We start from the raw sequence: 16,427 nt of genomic DNA on the forward strand, positions 1-16,427 counted from the left end.
CAACTAATATCACTGTTTAACAATCAATTACGCGACTTTACAGGTCACACCCAGGTCTTATTCAAATTTAACATGATGGTATAGCTTGCTTCGTATGCGTCAGAGATGTCCGTCATGAACTCTGGATTGATGGGATTGCAGCGGTGTGAGCGGTGCGGATCATCGAAGTTGATGACGTAAAAATGCGGCTTTACCTTGTATTTGTCCATATTGTGCAACAAGGTATTGTAGGCAATGGTGGAAAGGTCATCGAATTTATAATCATAGATATAGATACTGAATCCCTTGGAAATCATCTGTTTGATGTAGTTGTTTACCACTGCGTATGATTTACCGGAACCCGGTGTCCCCAATACGATGGTCGCACGGAAAGGATTGACCACGTTGATCCAGCCGTCATTGAGCTTACCGCCATACTGGAATCTGGTGGGCAGATTGACCGAATATTCATTCTCCATCAGCCTTGTCTCCTGCATGAAGGATTCGTTTTCCATATTGAACACATCCTCCATCAGGTTATGCCTGTAAAGCCTGCTGATCCACAGTCCCGCCATGAGCAGGCATAGATAACCGGCTGCAAGTGTCACCACATACAGGGCAGTAATCGCTTCGTGTGGAAAAGGCAGGTCAAGTAGCCACCAGTTCATGAAAAATAGAACCGCCCCGGCAGTAAGTACCGCCCATATACGCTGCCAGGTTATTTTCTCACCCTTGACTCCGATAGTACCCATACAGGATATGGCCAGCAGAAAAACTGCCATCAGTTTTGTCCAAAGGATACAGCCGAATATACCGGTTGTCCTGTCAAAGTTCATCAGTATCCGGTCTATGACATCCAGATTCAGATGCCAGGCACTCATACTGGGATAGCAGTACACATAAACGTGGACTACCAGAATAAAAATACTGACTGCCCTGCCGAATTCCATAATCTTGGCAAGGGCTCTCAAATCGTCTTCCTGTTGCATAATGATGTAGATGATTGTGGGGGAATCCGTTGTTCCCCCTGTTATTGACTCATTTTGATTGATCAGATACCACGTGATTTGCGCTTCTGCGGTTTCTTTTTCCGTTTCATGCGGCGACGGAACGCTTCTTCCTCGTAATCGACTGCCGGATTTGCCTCAAAGGAGAAGATGCCTGCCGCCTGTTCAAGCGCACTGTTTTCTTCCATACGGTGACCGTACCGTTTCCAAAGTTCCTCCGGACCGGACTGTTGTCTGTCCTGCCAGGGTATTCCTTCCCACCAGTTGACAAGGCCGTTGAATACGTTGGCGGAAAACTCCTTTCCCATACGTGAACCGTTGAACGCCTCACGCCGTTCATGGTCTATGAATGTGACACCATAGATACGTCCGGTATCGTTCCTTCGGAATACCACATCAATGTGCTCCTGTTTCAGCAGTTCCCTGAATTCCCGTTCCGATTTTGCGTTACGCATGGCCCATACTACCTTGCCGGATATGACCGGCGACCATCTGCCTTCCTTGAAGTCCTGTGTATGCCGTAACATACGTTCGGACAGTCCCGTATTTCCGAAACGCTTGCCGAACCTTGCACTTTTTATTGGAGGGCTGACCACTTTCCCACTATCATCTGTAGCCGAATAGATGATACCCGTATAGGGTGTTCCCATGTAATCGCCCCGAACCTGTCGGGCTTCAATGTTCAGTGTGGAAAGCAGTGCGGAATACTCTCCGAAATTCTGGAAACGGTAGCTCTCCAGTACGGCCTTCAGTGTGTTTCCTATCTGGTGGCGTATATCCCCCTGTGAGGCATCCACCTTTTTCAGTTCCGCTTTCGGATTCCGTCTTTCCGTATCCGCACTGTTACGCAGTCCGAATTCCTGTTCCAGTTCCCGGCAAGCTGTCATGGAACGGCGGTGCTCATAGGAGTCATTGATTTTCCTTCCTTCATCGTCAATGCATACACTCACGATATGTACGTGCGTGTTGCAGGTATCTCCATGTCTGTACACGATGAACGGCTGGTCACCATATCCCATTTTCTGCATGTAATTTTCTGCCAGTTCCGCCAGCCTGTCATTGTCTAGCCTGTCTTCCGGTGCCGGACTGAGGGCGATATGCAGGACCGGCTTGTCTGTCCTCCTGTTTGCCGTCATATGGTTCTCAAATGAAAGGAGAGCCAGACGCATGTCCTCGCTCGGCAGTCCCGGGCGGTCGGAAATCATCCGGTGTCCTGACAGGATTTCCGCCGTCCCTTGAAAAACCTTTTCATGGTTATAGGATAGTGCTCCGTAAAGGCTTGCCCCGTGACTTATCTTTGCAACCATTTCTTTTCATATTCTTTAGTTAAGGCCATAATCTGTTTGTTGAGCAGTATCAGTTCCAGGGTAGCCTTTTCAAGTTTGTAAAGCAGGGACATCGCCCTTTTTTCCCCGAAGTTTTTCTGTACGGCCCTTACGACCTGATTGTAATTGTTGCCTATTGCCTGGAATTGTCTGTAAAATTCCCCGAGCCGGATATAGTAGTTCATGGAAACCTTATCCACCTTGATTACCTTCAGTTGTTCTGAAAAGATTGATTTCTTGATAAAGATTGTCCTGTCCCTTGCTCCGGATTCCATAAACAGTTTCTCAAATTTGCTTTTTTCCTGCGCGTTCAGACGGAAACTGTACTTGTAGTCCGCCGGATCTGTCTTCGGTTTTCTGCCTGTCCTTTTAGCCTGTTTTTTCTCCATGCTTTTCTGCTTTTGGGTTGTTTTGCTTTATCCGTCAGATTTTCCGACTTTGGAGGAAAATCCCCCGACCGTGAGGGAGGGCAAGTTGGTCTTTGTCGGGCAGAATACTTTCTGTCGGACAAAGACACAACTTGCTCTGTTCGTTTGAACAGAGAATCCACCTCCGGCGGATTGCTGCGCGACGTGAGCGGCGTGTTGCTGTCCGTCGGAAGATGTTCCAAGCCGTTCATCGGTTCTGACTTTGCAAAATTATAGCCGTGTAAACAGTTGTGAAATAGTGGATTGTATGACATATAACGACGCCTGATGACATCTGATGTCATGGTATCAGTTACATATTACCTGTATGATTGAAAGACCTTATTTTTGACATCGATTTTATTGTAACAAAGTGTTGCGATAATAAGATGTGATTGTAAGGAAACCATGTTATAACATGGCAATGATGTATTGAAATATTGATATGATAACATAACAACATAAGGAAATAACAACATAATGTTATAACAATACGTGAATATGTTTGTGTAGTATTATGTTCTTGTAATGTCCTCTCATTATAATCCTATCATATAATGTCAGTAGATTAATGCTTTAATGTAAAAATGCATTGTTGCTATGCTGTGTCATTATAGGGAAATAATGACATAAGGATACATTCGTGTGATACTGTATAATCATAAGAATGCAATATCTGAAAATGAATCTGAATATTAACCCCAAAACAAAGAAAGTATGAACAAGCGTCCGATTCTTGTCGCCTTCAGTAATCAGAAAGGCGGTGTGGGCAAGTCCACGGTAACAGTAGTACTTGCCAGTTATTTTAATTATGTAAGAGGTCTGAAAGTTGCTGTTGTTGACTGTGACTATCCCCAGTTCAGTCTGGAAAAACTAAGGGGAAGAGATTTGAAGAACATTGAAAAAAGCGAGTATCATCAGCGACTTTTCTGCCGCCAGTTTGAAGAGGGCTCCCGTAAGGCTTATCCAATTGTCACTTCTACTCCAGAAGCAGCCGCAGAGATTCCAGGCAAATTGGAAGGTGACTATGACCTGATATTCTTCGATCTTCCCGGAACGGTGAATTCCCGTGGTGTATTCGAGTCCGTCATGAACATGGATTTTATCTTTACTCCCATTGTAAAGGACCGTATGGTCATGCAGAGCAGCCTTTCCTTTGTATCGACCGTTCAGGATTTTATCGGACAGCATCCGGAAGCTCCCCTGAAGGACATACGTTTATTCTGGAACCGTATGGACAGCCGTACTTCAAAAGAACTGTATGTAATGTATAATGCAATAGTGCTCCGTATGGGGTTGAAGGTCTTTGAAACCGTACTTCCGGATCTTGAACGCTTCAACAAGGAAATGACACCTTCTTCCAGACAGCATTTTCGCTGCACCCTTCTTCCTCCTTCCGAATCATTATTGAAAGACAGCCGCCTTGAAGCGTTTGCTCAGGAGATGGAACGTATCATATTTCCGGGATAAGAACTATGGCAAAGAAAAGAGAAATATTCAAAGTGGATGAGGATGTCCTAAAGGACATGATGGCCAGTGAATCCATCTCCTGTGGCAAGTCTGGGGGCGATGTCGGTGGAAATGTTGTTTTTGCTGCAGAAAAAGGGAAAAATGTGCCGGAAGTAGAGAAACTGGAACTGGAAAAGTCCCGCAAAACGATACGTGCTGACCCTGGATTAGAAAAGAAGGTGGAGATGTATAGGGAATTGTTTTTGGACAAAAGAAGGTCGGTACACCGGAAACAAACCTATATCAGCTATGATATGTATTGCAAGCTGGCACGTATCCTTCCTCTTTTAAGTGATGACATGAGTGTGCCTGCTTTTTTAGATAATGTGCTGACACACCATCTTGAGACTTACAGTAAAGAGCTCGGCGAGCTGTTTCGCCGTAAAACCCAAGAACCATTCTGATATGGAAGAACTAATATACCTCTGTGTACGAATTGTCTGTATAAGTTATTTGTTGTACAGCGTGTATGGCTGGAGAAAACATATTGAAATTATTTGTACTTTGCTTTATGCGAAACCTGTTTCACAAAAGGAGAGGGAAGAAGCTGCCGTAACGGAATCTGCGGTTTCAGATGCAGAAGTGATGGGAAGTACCCGTTATGTCTATTTGGACGAGAATGCCGGAAAGACTGCCGCTCCCTTCATGAGCCAGCCACTTGAAAGGAATTTTATCGGTGAAGAGGAGGATGTGCAGCAGGAAGATGTGGAATGCAACCTTCAGCTGGAAAAGATGAAACTCCTGCAGGAAGTCCAGGAAGACCTTGATGCGGAGTCTCCCGAAGTGGAATCCGTATCACCTGTTCTGTCCAGCAGGGACATGGAAGTACTCGGCGAATATCTGACACATCAGGGTGAAACCGACCATGAGAAGGCCATGCAAGCAGCCCGTGTCCTGTTCTCTATCAGGCAGACCAGCCTGATTGACGTGTTCCTTTCCAATATGGAGAATTCCGCGATTGTAGAGGAACTGATAGACAGGTATCTTGATGAGGACGGCAATCCCAGACCGCTTAAAGTAAAGGATGGGAATGAACCGTCTGACGAGTGGCGGAAATATATCTGACACCGATATATTCAGGCATCCTGGAAATCTTTTCGGGATGCTTTTTTTATGTCTGTAAGGCTTCCTGAATGACATCTGATGACATCTGATGACATCTGGTGACACCTGATGACATCTGGTGACACCTGATGACGGTGTTGTATCACAGCGGTTTAAGCCTTATATATTTGCAGTCGAATTCAAAATTTATGTCAAAACCCCAAAATGATTCGACAATGAAGAGAAGAATCCTATTTTCAGTATTGTGTGTGCTGGCAGCGGCAGGTGCCTTCGCACAGGGACAGGGTCTTGCCGGCATCAATGAGGCTACCAGCCTTATGACTTCGTATTTTGATCCGGCCACCAAATTGTGTTATGCCATCGGAGCGGTACTCGGTCTGGTCGGCGGTATCAAGACGTATGGCAAGTTCAGCAGCGGCGATCCGGATACGTCCAAGACTGCGGCAAGCTGGTTCTTCGCCTGCATCTTCCTGATTGTGGCCGCCACCATTCTCCGTTCCTTCTTCCTGTAAGCCATGGATTACCGTATCAACAAAGGAGCAGGCCGTCCGATTGAGTTCAAGGGCTTGAAATCACAGTGCCTGTTCTTTTTTGCCGGAGGTCTTGTATCGGTCTTTCTTGCGGTGGTTGTCCTGTATATGGCCGGTGTCAGCCAGCTGGTATGCCTGTCTTTCGGAGCGGTATCCGGTACCCTGGCGGTATGGCTGACCTTCCGCATGAATGCCCGCTACGGTGAGCACGGGCTGATGAAGATGCTGGCCGAAAAACGCCATCCGCGCTATTTGTCAGCCCGTCGCAGAATATTCAGAGCATTAACCCAAAAGAAGAGAAAGAAATGAGAAGTGTATTGAAGGCCTGTGATCTGGAAGACAGATTCCCGATTCTGGCCGTGGAAAACAACTGCATCGTAAGTAAGGATGCGGACATTACGGTAGCCTTCGAGGTCGAGCTGCCTGAACTGTACACGGTGACGGCGGCGGAATATGAAGCCATTCACGGTATCTGGGTGAAGGCCATGAAGGTGCTTCCCAATTATTCTGTCGTGTACAAGCAGGACTGGTTTGTCAAGGAAAACTACCGGAGCGAAGGAGACGGGACGGAAAGTTTCCTGTCCCGCAGCTATGAGCGTCATTTCAACGAACGCCCGTATCTCAGGCACCGCTGTTTCCTGTATCTGACAAAGACCACACGCGAACGTGCCCGCCGCCGCAGTGATTTCAGTACTCTGTGCCGCGGCTATATCCTTCCCAAGGAAATCACGGACTGGGATTCGGTCGTGAAATTTCTGGAGGCGGTGGAGCAGTTCGAGCGTATCATGAACGATTCGGGGCATGTCAGGATGAAGCGTCTCAGAACGGAAGAGGTTGTCGGAACGGAAGAATGTCCCGGGCTGATTGAACGATACCTGACTCTCGGTATGGAGGACACGCACCCCGTATTGCAGGACATCTGCCTTGATCCGGAACGCATGCGCATCGGTGACAAACGTCTTTGCCTGCATGTGCTTTCCGATACGGAAGACCTTCCCGGTAGTGTGGGCACGGACATGCGTTATGAGCGCTTGTCCACGGACCGTAGCGACTGCCGTCTTTCGTTTGCGGCTCCGGTAGGACTTCTGCTTTCATGCAACCATGTCTATTCGCAGTACGTGTTCATCGATGACGCGCAGGAAATCCTGCAACGCATGGAAAAGACTTCACGCAATATGCTGTCCCTGTCGAAATACAGCCGCAGCAATGCCGTGAACTATGAATGGGCAGAAATGTATCTTGACGAGGCGCATACGAAAGGGCTTGTTCCGGTACGGTGCCACTGTAACGTACTGGCCTGGGCGGAAGACGAGGAAGAGTTAAGGCGTATCAAGAACGATACCGGCAGCCAGCTTGCTCTGATGGGATGCGTACCCCATTACAACACGATAGATACTCCGGTGCTGTACTGGTCTGGTATTCCAGGCAATGCGGGCGATTTTCCGGCTGAGGAAAGTTTCTATACCTTTCTGGAACAGGCTGTCTGCCTGTTTGCTTCGGAAACGAATTACCGCAGTTCGCCCAGCCCGTTCGGTATCCGTATGACGGACAGGCAGAGCGGCGTACCGCTTCATCTGGACATCAGTGACCTGCCCATGCGCAAGGGAATCATTACCAACCGCAACAAGTTCATACTCGGTCCCTCCGGCAGCGGTAAATCCTTCTTTACGAACCACCTTGTCCGCCAGTATTATGAACAGGGTACCCATATCCTGCTGGTGGATACCGGAAACAGCTATCAGGGACTTTGCAGCCTGATTCATGACCGGACACATGGCGAGGACGGTATCTATATCACCTATGAGGAGGACAATCCCATCGCCTTCAATCCGTTCTATACGGATTCCGGGGAATTTGACGTGGAAAAGCGTGAAAGCATCAAGACACTGATACTCACACTCTGGAAACGTGAGGATGAAGCCCCAAGGCGTTCGGAAGAAGTGGCCCTTTCGGGAGCGGTGAACGCATACATCCGCAGGATAACGGAAAACAGGGATGTCAGACCCGATTTCAACGGATTCTACGAGTTTGTGCGTGATGACTACCGCCGGATGATTGAGGAGAAGAAAGTCCGTGAGAAGGATTTTGACATCGACGGTTTCCTGAACGTGCTGGAACCGTTCTACCGTGGCGGTGATTATGATTTCCTGCTTAATTCGGACAAGGGACTGGATCTTACCAACAAGCGCTTTATCGTATTTGAACTGGACAATATCAGCGGAAACAAGGTACTTCTGCCCGTGGTCACGCTGATAATCATGGAAACTTTCATCGCCAAGATGCGCCGTTTGAAAGGTATCCGCAAGATGATACTTATTGAAGAATGCTGGAAAGCCCTGATGTCCGCCAATATGAGTGAGTACATAAAGTATTTATTTAAGACCGTCAGAAAATATTTCGGGGAGGCTGTCGTGGTCACCCAGGAAGTGGATGACATCATCAGTTCCCCTGTTGTGAAGGAAGCTATCATCAACAACAGTGACTGCAAGATTCTTCTTGACCAGCGGAAATACATGAACAAGTTCGACCATATCCAGCGGCTTCTCGGACTGACCGACAAGGAACGCGGACAGATTCTGTCCATTAATCAGGCTAACCATCCCGGACGTTTCTACCGTGAGGTCTGGATCGGTCTTGGCGGTACCCATTCGGCCGTGTATGCCACGGAAGTCAGCGATGAGGAATATGCCGTATATACCACGGAAGAGTCGGAAAAGCTGGAATTGCAGAAGCTGGCCAAGGAACTGGGCGGAAATCTGGAACTGGCCGTGAAACGCATTGCGGAAATGAGAAGGGAAAGGAAAAGATCAAACGGTAAAGCATGACGGTTATGAATGACAGTTTTGAATCGGATGAAAGAAAGCGTAAGGAGACAATCGAATGTCTCTACTGGTCCCTGATGAACGGATGGGACATACCGAAGGAGATCCGTGAATATTACGGATTTTCAGAAGACTATGAGCTGTATCACCGGCTTGAAAGTATGGAACTGGAAGATTACAGGGAAAAAAGGCTCAGAGGCGAGATACCTGATGCCGTAGAGGTCGATGTAAGACTGACACATGCTGTGGAGAAGGTCTTCGAGCGGCTTTGTTCCCCTCCTCCCGTACAGTATCTCGACAAGCTGTACGGGGAACTGGAAAAGCTGGGAGGTTTCATCGCCAACCCGAAGAATATTGACAGCCCTTTCATTAATTCCGGTTTTCTCATGAAATACGGCATTGACCGGAATTCCCCGGATGAAATCAGACGGCAACAGGCAGAAAAGGCCTATAAGGAACTTTATGCCAGGTTTGAAACCATGGTTGGCCTGAAGTCCCCAAACAAAAAGGACGACAATACTATCCGCAAGGAATGCCGGAAGCCAGTCTGCAAAGACAGGCCGACCGGAAAAGTCAGCATCCCGGTCAGTCCGAAGCCAAAGAGACGCAAGATGGGACTTTGAAAGATTCAGTAAAACAAGAACAACATCATTAAAAAAACAAGACATGAAAAACAGACAGTTGTACAGACTGGCCACCTGCCTGATCGGGGCGGCATCACTGCTGCAGAGCTGCAGTGAGAGCAGGTTCAAGGGCTATGACCGCCTGTGCGGTTCATGGAGCAGTGTGGAAGGCAAGCCCGATGTTCTTATATATAAGGAAGGGGACGCCTACAAGGTGACGGTCTTCGCTCGTAGCGGAAAGACACGGAAGCTGAAGCCGGAAACCTATCTGCTGGTGGAAGAAAACGGTAACTTGTTCATTAATACCGGCTACCGCATAGACATCGCCTACAATGAGGCGGCTGACGTATTGACCTTTTCTCCGAACGGTGATTATGTAAGGAAGGAGGTACGTCCATGAGAAAAAGACTGCTGCTGCTTTGTGCAGGAACCTTTTTTCTTGCCGGACAGATACGGGCACAGTGGGTGGTGACCGATCCGGGGAACCTTGCCCAGAGTATCATCAACATGTCGGACAATATCGTGCATACCTCTTCAACCGCGACAAGTACTGCCCAGAATTTTGCGGAGACGGTGAAGATATACCAGCAGTACAAGAAATACTATGATGCCCTGAAGTCCGTCAACAATCTGGTGAAGGATGCCCGTAAGGTCAGTGAGATTATCCTGATGGTCGGTGACGTGTCGGAAATCTACGTGACCAATTTCCAGAAGATGCTGGGTGACGAGAACTTCTCTCCCGAAGAGCTGGATGCCATCGCTTTCGGTTATACCAAACTTCTGGAAGAGAGCAACGGGGTGTTGCAGGACCTCAGGCAGGTAATCAACGTCAGCACCCTTTCCATGACCGACAAGGACCGTATGGACGTGGTGGATGACTGTTATGCCAGTATGCGCCGTTACCGCAATCTCGTGAATTACTATACGAACAGGAATATAGCCGTGAGTTTCCTGCGTGCCCGCAAGAAGAATGACCTTGACCGTGTCCTGAAGCTCTATGGTAATGACACCTCCAAATACTGGTAGCCTATGGTATTGTTATCCGTGGATTTCTCGAATCTCCATACCATTCTGGAGAGCCTTTACAATGAAATGATGCCCCTTTGCGGGGATATGCTGGATGTGGCCAAGGGACTTGCCGGACTCGGTGCCCTGTTTTATGTGGCCGTCCGTGTCTGGCAGTCGCTTGCCCGTGCCGAACCGATAGACGTGTATCCGCTTCTGCGCCCGTTTGCGATAGGCATCTGCATCATGCTTTTCCCGACCCTGGTACTCGGAACGATGAATACGGTGCTGAGTCCGATTGTGCAGGGAACCCACAAGATGCTTGAGGGGCAGACGATGGACATGCAGCAGTACCGTGAGCAGAAGGACAGGCTGGAACGTGAAGCCATGCTCCGTAATCCGGAAACGGCCTATCTGGTCAGCGATGAGGAGTTTGACCGTCAGCTGGACGAGCTCGGATGGTCGCCCGATGGCATGGCAACCCGCATGGGCATGTATATGGAAGTGGGCATGTACAATCTGGAAAAGAATATCCGTGACGCCTTCCGCAGTCTGCTGGAACTGCTTTTTGCCGCGGCATCCCTGCTGATAGATACGGTAAGGACCTTTTTTCTGGTGGTATTGTCCATCCTCGGTCCCATAGCCTTTGCCTTCAGCGTGTGGGACGGTTTCCAGTCCACGCTCAGCCAGTGGTTCACACGTTACATTTCCGTCTATCTGTGGCTTCCCGTGAGTGACCTTTTCAGCTGTATGCTGGCCAAGATTCAGGTGCTCATGCTGCAGAACGACATCCTGGAGCTCCAGAACAATCCGAACTATTCGCTGGACAACTCCAATTCGGTATATGTGATCTTCATGCTGATAGGTATCATCGGATATTTTACCGTGCCGACCGTGGCCGGATGGATTGTGCAGGCAGGCGGTGCCGGAAACTATAACCGCAACATCAACCGTACCGCGACCAAAGCCGGAGGCTTTGCAGCCGGTGCCGCAGGTTCCGGACTGGGAAATATCGGAGGGCGTCTGCGTGGGAAATAAACAGAACAGGAACATAAAAATCATGAAAACAGATGGAATTCAAATCACTGACTAATATTGAAAGCAGCTTCAGACGGATACGCCTGATGCTTGCGGTCTTTGTCGGATGCTGCACGCTCGTGACCGTCTTTGCCCTGTGGAACTCATACCGCTTTGCGGAGAAACAGCGTGAGAAAATTTATGTACTCGATGGCGGCAAGTCACTGATGCTTGCCCTTTCGCAGGATCTTTCACAGAACCGTCCGGCTGAAGCCAGGGAGCATGTAAGAAGGTTCCATGAGCTATTTTTCGGACTGTCGCCACAGAAGGATGCCATCGAGCACAATATCAACCGTGCCTTGCAGCTGGCGGACAAAAGCGCCTATCATTACTATGTGGATTTTGCCGAGAAAGGATATTACAACCGTCTCATTTCCGGCAACATCAACCAGGTGGTACGGGTGGACAGTGTGGTCTGCGACTTTTCCGGCTACCCCTACAGGGCCAGGACGTATGCCCGCCAGATGATTATCCGTGAGAGTAACGTGACGGAACGTTCGCTGGTGACTGATTGCCAGCTTCAGAATACGTCCCGTTCCGATGACAACCCCAACGGCTTTATCATCGAACATCTGACCATACTGGAAAACAAGGACATAAGGAGCGTAGAGCGATGAAAAGGAACCTGATGAGACAGGCGGACCTTCAACTCAGGAGGTTCTGCCACAGACTTACCGTTAAACAGCGCAAGGCCGCCCTCTGGATACTGTTTGTCCCGTTTGCCGCCGCATGTGTCTATACGGCATGCAGACCGTTTATAGGCAGTAAGAACCAGGAGTCCGGAATGGAATTTATGGAAAAGGATTCACTCCGTATGGAGTTCATTCAATCTATTGTAAGAAATGGAGAAAGAAAAAGTCAAGAAAGTAATGGAACGGCTGATGAAACCGTTCAGGCTCCGGTCCTCAAAGGACAGGAAGCCGCTGAGTGAGGAACAGAAACGCAAACGCGCCGGATTTGTTGTGTATCCTCTGATGTTCCTGCTGTGTCTGGGAAGTTTCTATCTGATATTCTCACCTTCCGGGCAGGAACGGGAGCGGCAGGATAAAGGACAGGGATTCAATACGGAAATCCCTTCTCCCGAGGACAGCCGCCTGGAAGGAAACAAGAAGGATGCCTATGAAAAGGCTCTGATGGAACAGGAAAGCAGGAAAAGGAAGACATTCTTTGAAGCTGCGGAGTCCATGTTTGCCAAAGAGGAACGGAAAGACAGTGTCCGTCTTCCCGATAACATTCCACCGGAGAGGCAAACAAACACGGAAACGGAAACAGAAAAAGGCAATGCCGGACCGGTCAGTTCCTCGGCCGGAGCCTACCGTGAGATGAACCGTACGCTGGGAAGCATCTATGAACCGCGGACCGATCCGGAAAAGGAAAGGCTTCTGGAAAGGATTGAGGAACTGGAGCGTATGCAGCAACAGCAGCAGAAACAGGAGCCACTGTCAGGCATGGAGGAAAAGATGGCCCTGATGGAAAAATCCTACGAACTGGCCGCCAAATACAATAACCGTCAGGCAGTGGAGACTCCTTCTCCCGTCAGAAAAGCGGAGGACAAAAAGGCCATACCGGTGAAACAGGTTCACAATGAGGTGGTATCCTCGCTTTCCAGACCTATGAGCGACGAAGAGTTCATATCCGCTTTTTCGGGAGAACGCAATGCCGGTTTCAATACGGCTGTCGGCCGGAAGACAGTAACGGAAGGCAATACCATTGCTGCCTGTGTACACGGTACGCAGACCGTATCCGACGGACAGACTTTGCGCCTGCGGCTTACCGAGCCCATGTCTGTTGCCGGACGTTTCATACCGAAAGGAACCGTACTGGTAGGTGGCACACGCATACAGGGTGAACGGCTGGAAATCATGGTCAATGCCGTGGAATACAAGGGAACTATCCTGCCTGTGGAGCTGGAAGTCTATGATCTGGATGGACAGCAGGGAATCCTGGTGCCGGGTTCACTGGAATATGACGCTGCCAGAGAGATTGCCGCCAACATGGGAACCTCGATGAACAGCAGCATCAACATTTCCACTGATGCCGGGGCGCAGATTGCCTCAGATTTGGGAAAAGGTGTGATACAGGGCGTTTCCCAGTACATATCCAAACGGATGCGTACGGTAAAGATTACTTTGAAGGCCGGACACCGGGTACTGCTCCATTCACGGGAGAAATGAAATACAGGAAACTATGAAAGAAAAGACAACCATTAAACAAAAACACATGAAGAAGATTCTGATGATGTTTGCCCTTTTACTGGGCGTATCGGCTGCCTGGGCGCAGCAGAGTAGCGGTGATTATTATGAGGGTCTGACCCGCAAGATCGGTTTCAGCCAGATGATTCCGCCGCACGGACTGGAAATAACGTATGACAAGACCGTCCATGTCATTTTCCCTGCTCCGGTCAAGTATGTGGATCTTGGTTCTACAAACCTGATAGCCGGCAAGGCCGACGGTGCCGAGAATGTAATCCGAGTAAAGGCCACGACACGCAATTTCAGGGAGGAGACCAATATGTCTGTAATAACCGAAGACGGGAACTTCTATACCTTCAACGTGAAGTATGCCGATGAGCCGTTACTGCTGAATGTGGAGATGTGTGATTTCATCCATGACGGAGAATCGGTGAACCGTCCCAACAATGCCATGGAAATCTATCTGACCGAGCTGGATAACGAGTCACCCCGTCTGGTACGTCTTATCATGAAATCCGTGTATGAGAATGACAAGCGCCGTATCCGTCATATCGGCTGCAAGCGTTTCGGTATCCAGTATCTGCTCAAAGGGCTGTACACCCATAATGACCTGCTTTATTTCCATACCCAGGTAAAGAACTCCTCGAATGTGCCCTTTGACGTGGATTTCATTACGTTCAAGGTGGTGGACAAAAAGGTGATGAAGCGTACGGCCATGCAGGAGCAGGTGATTTATCCGCTGCGTGCCTATAATTATGTGACACGTGTAAACGGCAGGGATTCAGAATGCACGGTATTTGCCCTTCCCAAGTTTACGATACCGGACGACAAGAAACTGGTTGTGGAGATGTATGAGAAACAGGGCGGCCGTCACCAGAGTTTTGAGGTGGTCAACGAAGACCTGGTGCGTGCGGAAACCATCAACGAACTGAAGGTACGATGAGAACAAAAGTATTGTATATGCTGGCATTGCTGTTTGTCCTTTCCGTAGGGCAGGCAGACGCCCAGCGGATTCTGCCAAGGATGCAGGGTGTGGAAATGCGTGGAGGTATGGCTTCCGATAACGGATACTATATGGGAATGACACTTTCAAGCTATGCCAAAGGCGGGAACAAATGGGTATATGGAGCGGAATACCTGCATATGAAACACGGTTACCGTCATGTGACCATCCCTTCGGCGCAGTTTACGGCAGAAGGCGGATATTACCTGAATTTCCTTTCCGATGCGGGAAAAGTGTTCTTCCTCAATCTTGGAGGATCGGCACTGGCCGGATATGAGACGGTAAACTGGTCCGATAAAAAACTCTATGACGGGGCCACTCTGAAAAACGGCGATGCCTTTGTGTACGGCTGTGCCCTGACGCTGGAGATGGAACTGTACCTTGCCGACCGTGTGGCATTGACGGCTTCCTTGCGTGAGCGTTTCCTGTGGGGCGGAAGTCTCGGACATTGCCATACCCAATATGGAATCGGCATTCGTTTTATGATAAATTAGCGGGTTATGGAACTGGAACAGATTAGACAGATTTCCCTTGTCGGTTTTCTTGAAAATCTGGGGTATGTACCGGTATCCCGTAAAGGAAATGATGTCTGGTTCAGATCCCCTTTCAGAAATGAGAGAACCGCATCCTTCAAGGTGGATACGCAGCGGAATGTCTGGTTTGATTTTGGCCTCGGAAAGGGAGGTGACATCTTCCATCTTGCCGGAGAACTGACCGGAAGTACCGGTTTCATGGAGCAGCTGGAGTTCCTTTCAGGGAAATCCGGCATCCTTCCCCTCCGGCCTTTACAGGAACGTAAGAAGATACCCCGCGTTTCCAGATTCGAGGACGTGAAAGTGACGGAACTGAGTCATGAGGCATTGAAAGGCTACCTGAAAGAGAGAGGCATTGATCCGGCCGTAGCCGGGAGATTCTGCAAGGAAGTGGCATACGGAATACGGGGCAAACGGTATTTTGCCATAGGCTTCATGAACCGGAGCGGCGGTTATGAACTCCGTAATCCGATATTCAAGGGATGCATCTCTCCCAAGGACATTTCCTGTGTGTCCCTGTCCGGAAAAAAACAGGATACGTGCTGTGTGTTTGAAGGATTTGTGGATTTTCTTTCGGCATTGGCATTGCGGACTGTGAAGGACGAGGACTGCCTGGTGCTGAACTCTGTATCCAATCTGGAACGGTCGTATGCCGTTCTGGAGGGTTACGGCAAAATCTGGTGCTTTCTTGACCGTGACCGGACCGGGATTACCGCACTGGAGACTTTGAACATACATTTCGGGAATAAGGTTATGGACTGTTCCGGTCTGTATGATGGATTTAAGGACTTGAATGAATATCTGACAAAAACAAAGGAAAACAAATGAAGACAGAAAAGAATATAAGAAAAGGATTTGGGCTGGCAGGCAAAATTGCCATGTTCTGCATAGGTCTGGTCAGTCTTGTACTGACCTCGTGCGAATCCGAGCTGGAAATCCAGCAGAGTTATCCGTTTACCGTGGAAACAATGCCAGTTCCCAAGGAACTGAACAGGAATGAAACGGCGGAAATACGATGTGAACTCAAAAGTGAGGGCGATTTTGACGGTACGGTCTATACGATCCGTTATTTCCAGTATGACGGGGAAGGTTCCCTGAAACTGGACGACGGTCTTGAATTCAAGCCGAATGACCGTTATCTGCTGGAGAACAGGAAGTTCAGGCTGTATTATACTTCACTATGTGACGAGGCGCAGAACTTCATTGTCGTTGTCGAAGACAATTGGGGAAACATGACAGAAATGGAATTTGACTTCAACGATGCAGGTGATGAAGAAACAGGTACTGTGGAAGATTCATTGTCAGTTCAGGAAGGAGGTGCCTTATAATAACCGTAAGACTTCTAGGGTC

At 48.8% G+C, this 16,427-nt stretch carries 19 protein-coding genes and 1 pseudogene; 17 read left to right on the forward strand and 3 right to left on the reverse strand.

The annotated features are described in order from the left end of the window. Positions 1-47 precede the first annotated feature (47 nt). The 3 genes and pseudogenes from DXD65_RS07705 to mobA form a co-directional block, all read right to left on the reverse strand. Positions 48-968 (reverse strand): annotated as a pseudogene (locus DXD65_RS07705) (YWFCY domain-containing protein); the annotation flags it as partial. Positions 969-1,030: 62 nt separating this feature from the next. Further along, positions 1,031-2,293, reverse strand: a complete 1,263-nt coding sequence (gene mobB / locus DXD65_RS07710; protein WP_117887498.1) for a conjugal transfer protein MobB — start codon at positions 2,291-2,293, stop codon at positions 1,031-1,033. Further along, complete coding sequence (gene mobA / locus DXD65_RS07715; RefSeq protein ID WP_117887499.1) at positions 2,278-2,700, reverse strand: conjugal transfer protein MobA; 423 nt, start codon at positions 2,698-2,700, stop codon at positions 2,278-2,280. The genes mobB and mobA overlap by 16 nt, the downstream gene beginning before the upstream one ends. Positions 2,701-3,435: 735 nt before the next feature. Here mobA and DXD65_RS07720 point away from each other — a divergent pair. The 17 genes from DXD65_RS07720 to DXD65_RS07800 all read left to right on the forward strand — a co-directional run bounded on the left by DXD65_RS07720 (position 3,436) and on the right by DXD65_RS07800 (position 16,405). Continuing rightward, positions 3,436-4,188 (forward strand): ParA family protein, encoded by a 753-nt coding sequence (locus DXD65_RS07720; protein ID WP_087211078.1) that lies wholly within the window; start codon positions 3,436-3,438, stop codon positions 4,186-4,188. A gap of 5 nt (positions 4,189-4,193) precedes the next feature. After that, positions 4,194-4,631 (forward strand): DUF3408 domain-containing protein, encoded by a 438-nt coding sequence (locus tag DXD65_RS07725; RefSeq protein ID WP_087211075.1) that lies wholly within the window; start codon positions 4,194-4,196, stop codon positions 4,629-4,631. A 1-nt stretch (position 4,632) separates the two neighbouring features. After that, the gene (locus DXD65_RS07730) at positions 4,633-5,292 is read left to right on the forward strand and encodes a DUF4122 family protein (RefSeq protein ID WP_117887500.1); all 660 of its coding nucleotides are present in this window, start codon (positions 4,633-4,635) and stop codon (positions 5,290-5,292) included. Positions 5,293-5,507: 215 nt separating this feature from the next. Continuing rightward, entirely contained in the window at positions 5,508-5,804 is a 297-nt protein-coding gene (locus DXD65_RS07735) for a DUF4134 domain-containing protein (protein WP_007843736.1), read from the forward strand. Positions 5,805-5,807: 3 nt separating this feature from the next. Continuing rightward, a complete protein-coding gene (locus tag DXD65_RS07740) occupies positions 5,808-6,131 on the forward strand; it encodes a DUF4133 domain-containing protein (protein WP_117887501.1) in 324 nt (107 codons plus the stop codon). Beyond that, entirely contained in the window at positions 6,128-8,647 is a 2,520-nt protein-coding gene (locus tag DXD65_RS07745; protein ID WP_117887502.1) for a TraG family conjugative transposon ATPase, read from the forward strand. Before DXD65_RS07740 ends, DXD65_RS07745 begins: the two co-directional genes overlap by 4 nt. Positions 8,648-8,652: 5 nt before the next feature. Continuing rightward, entirely contained in the window at positions 8,653-9,267 is a 615-nt protein-coding gene (locus tag DXD65_RS07750) for a hypothetical protein (RefSeq protein ID WP_199670719.1), read from the forward strand. A gap of 43 nt (positions 9,268-9,310) precedes the next feature. After that, complete coding sequence (locus DXD65_RS07755; RefSeq protein ID WP_117887504.1) at positions 9,311-9,667, forward strand: DUF3876 domain-containing protein; 357 nt, start codon at positions 9,311-9,313, stop codon at positions 9,665-9,667. Continuing rightward, the gene (locus tag DXD65_RS07760) at positions 9,664-10,293 is read left to right on the forward strand and encodes a DUF4141 domain-containing protein (protein WP_008152252.1); all 630 of its coding nucleotides are present in this window, start codon (positions 9,664-9,666) and stop codon (positions 10,291-10,293) included. The genes DXD65_RS07755 and DXD65_RS07760 overlap by 4 nt, the downstream gene beginning before the upstream one ends. A gap of 3 nt (positions 10,294-10,296) precedes the next feature. Then, on the forward strand, positions 10,297-11,310 hold the full coding sequence (gene traJ / locus DXD65_RS07765) for a conjugative transposon protein TraJ (RefSeq protein ID WP_117887505.1): 1,014 nt from the start codon (positions 10,297-10,299) through the stop codon (positions 11,308-11,310). A 32-nt stretch (positions 11,311-11,342) separates the two neighbouring features. After that, complete coding sequence (gene traK, locus DXD65_RS07770) at positions 11,343-11,966, forward strand: conjugative transposon protein TraK (protein ID WP_004326315.1); 624 nt, start codon at positions 11,343-11,345, stop codon at positions 11,964-11,966. An 11-nt stretch (positions 11,967-11,977) separates the two neighbouring features. Next, a complete protein-coding gene (locus DXD65_RS07775) occupies positions 11,978-12,280 on the forward strand; it encodes a hypothetical protein (protein ID WP_233556127.1) in 303 nt (100 codons plus the stop codon). Next, the gene (gene traM / locus DXD65_RS07780; RefSeq protein WP_410489532.1) at positions 12,192-13,523 is read left to right on the forward strand and encodes a conjugative transposon protein TraM; all 1,332 of its coding nucleotides are present in this window, start codon (positions 12,192-12,194) and stop codon (positions 13,521-13,523) included. The genes DXD65_RS07775 and traM overlap by 89 nt, the downstream gene beginning before the upstream one ends. Positions 13,524-13,569: 46 nt before the next feature. Beyond that, entirely contained in the window at positions 13,570-14,484 is a 915-nt protein-coding gene (traN, locus tag DXD65_RS07785; RefSeq protein ID WP_005776862.1) for a conjugative transposon protein TraN, read from the forward strand. Then, a complete protein-coding gene (locus DXD65_RS07790; RefSeq protein WP_117887508.1) occupies positions 14,481-15,038 on the forward strand; it encodes a conjugal transfer protein TraO in 558 nt (185 codons plus the stop codon). Before traN ends, DXD65_RS07790 begins: the two co-directional genes overlap by 4 nt. A gap of 6 nt (positions 15,039-15,044) precedes the next feature. Continuing rightward, positions 15,045-15,905: a toprim domain-containing protein gene (locus DXD65_RS07795; RefSeq protein ID WP_117887509.1), complete on the forward strand. Its 861-nt coding sequence runs from the start codon at positions 15,045-15,047 to the stop codon at positions 15,903-15,905. Then, complete coding sequence (locus DXD65_RS07800) at positions 15,902-16,405, forward strand: DUF3872 domain-containing protein (protein ID WP_117887510.1); 504 nt, start codon at positions 15,902-15,904, stop codon at positions 16,403-16,405. Before DXD65_RS07795 ends, DXD65_RS07800 begins: the two co-directional genes overlap by 4 nt. Positions 16,406-16,427 lie beyond the last annotated feature (22 nt).

The sequence above is a fragment of the Bacteroides sp. 4_1_36 genome (assembly GCF_003466325.1).
GTDB lineage: Bacteria > Bacteroidota > Bacteroidia > Bacteroidales > Bacteroidaceae > Bacteroides > Bacteroides uniformis.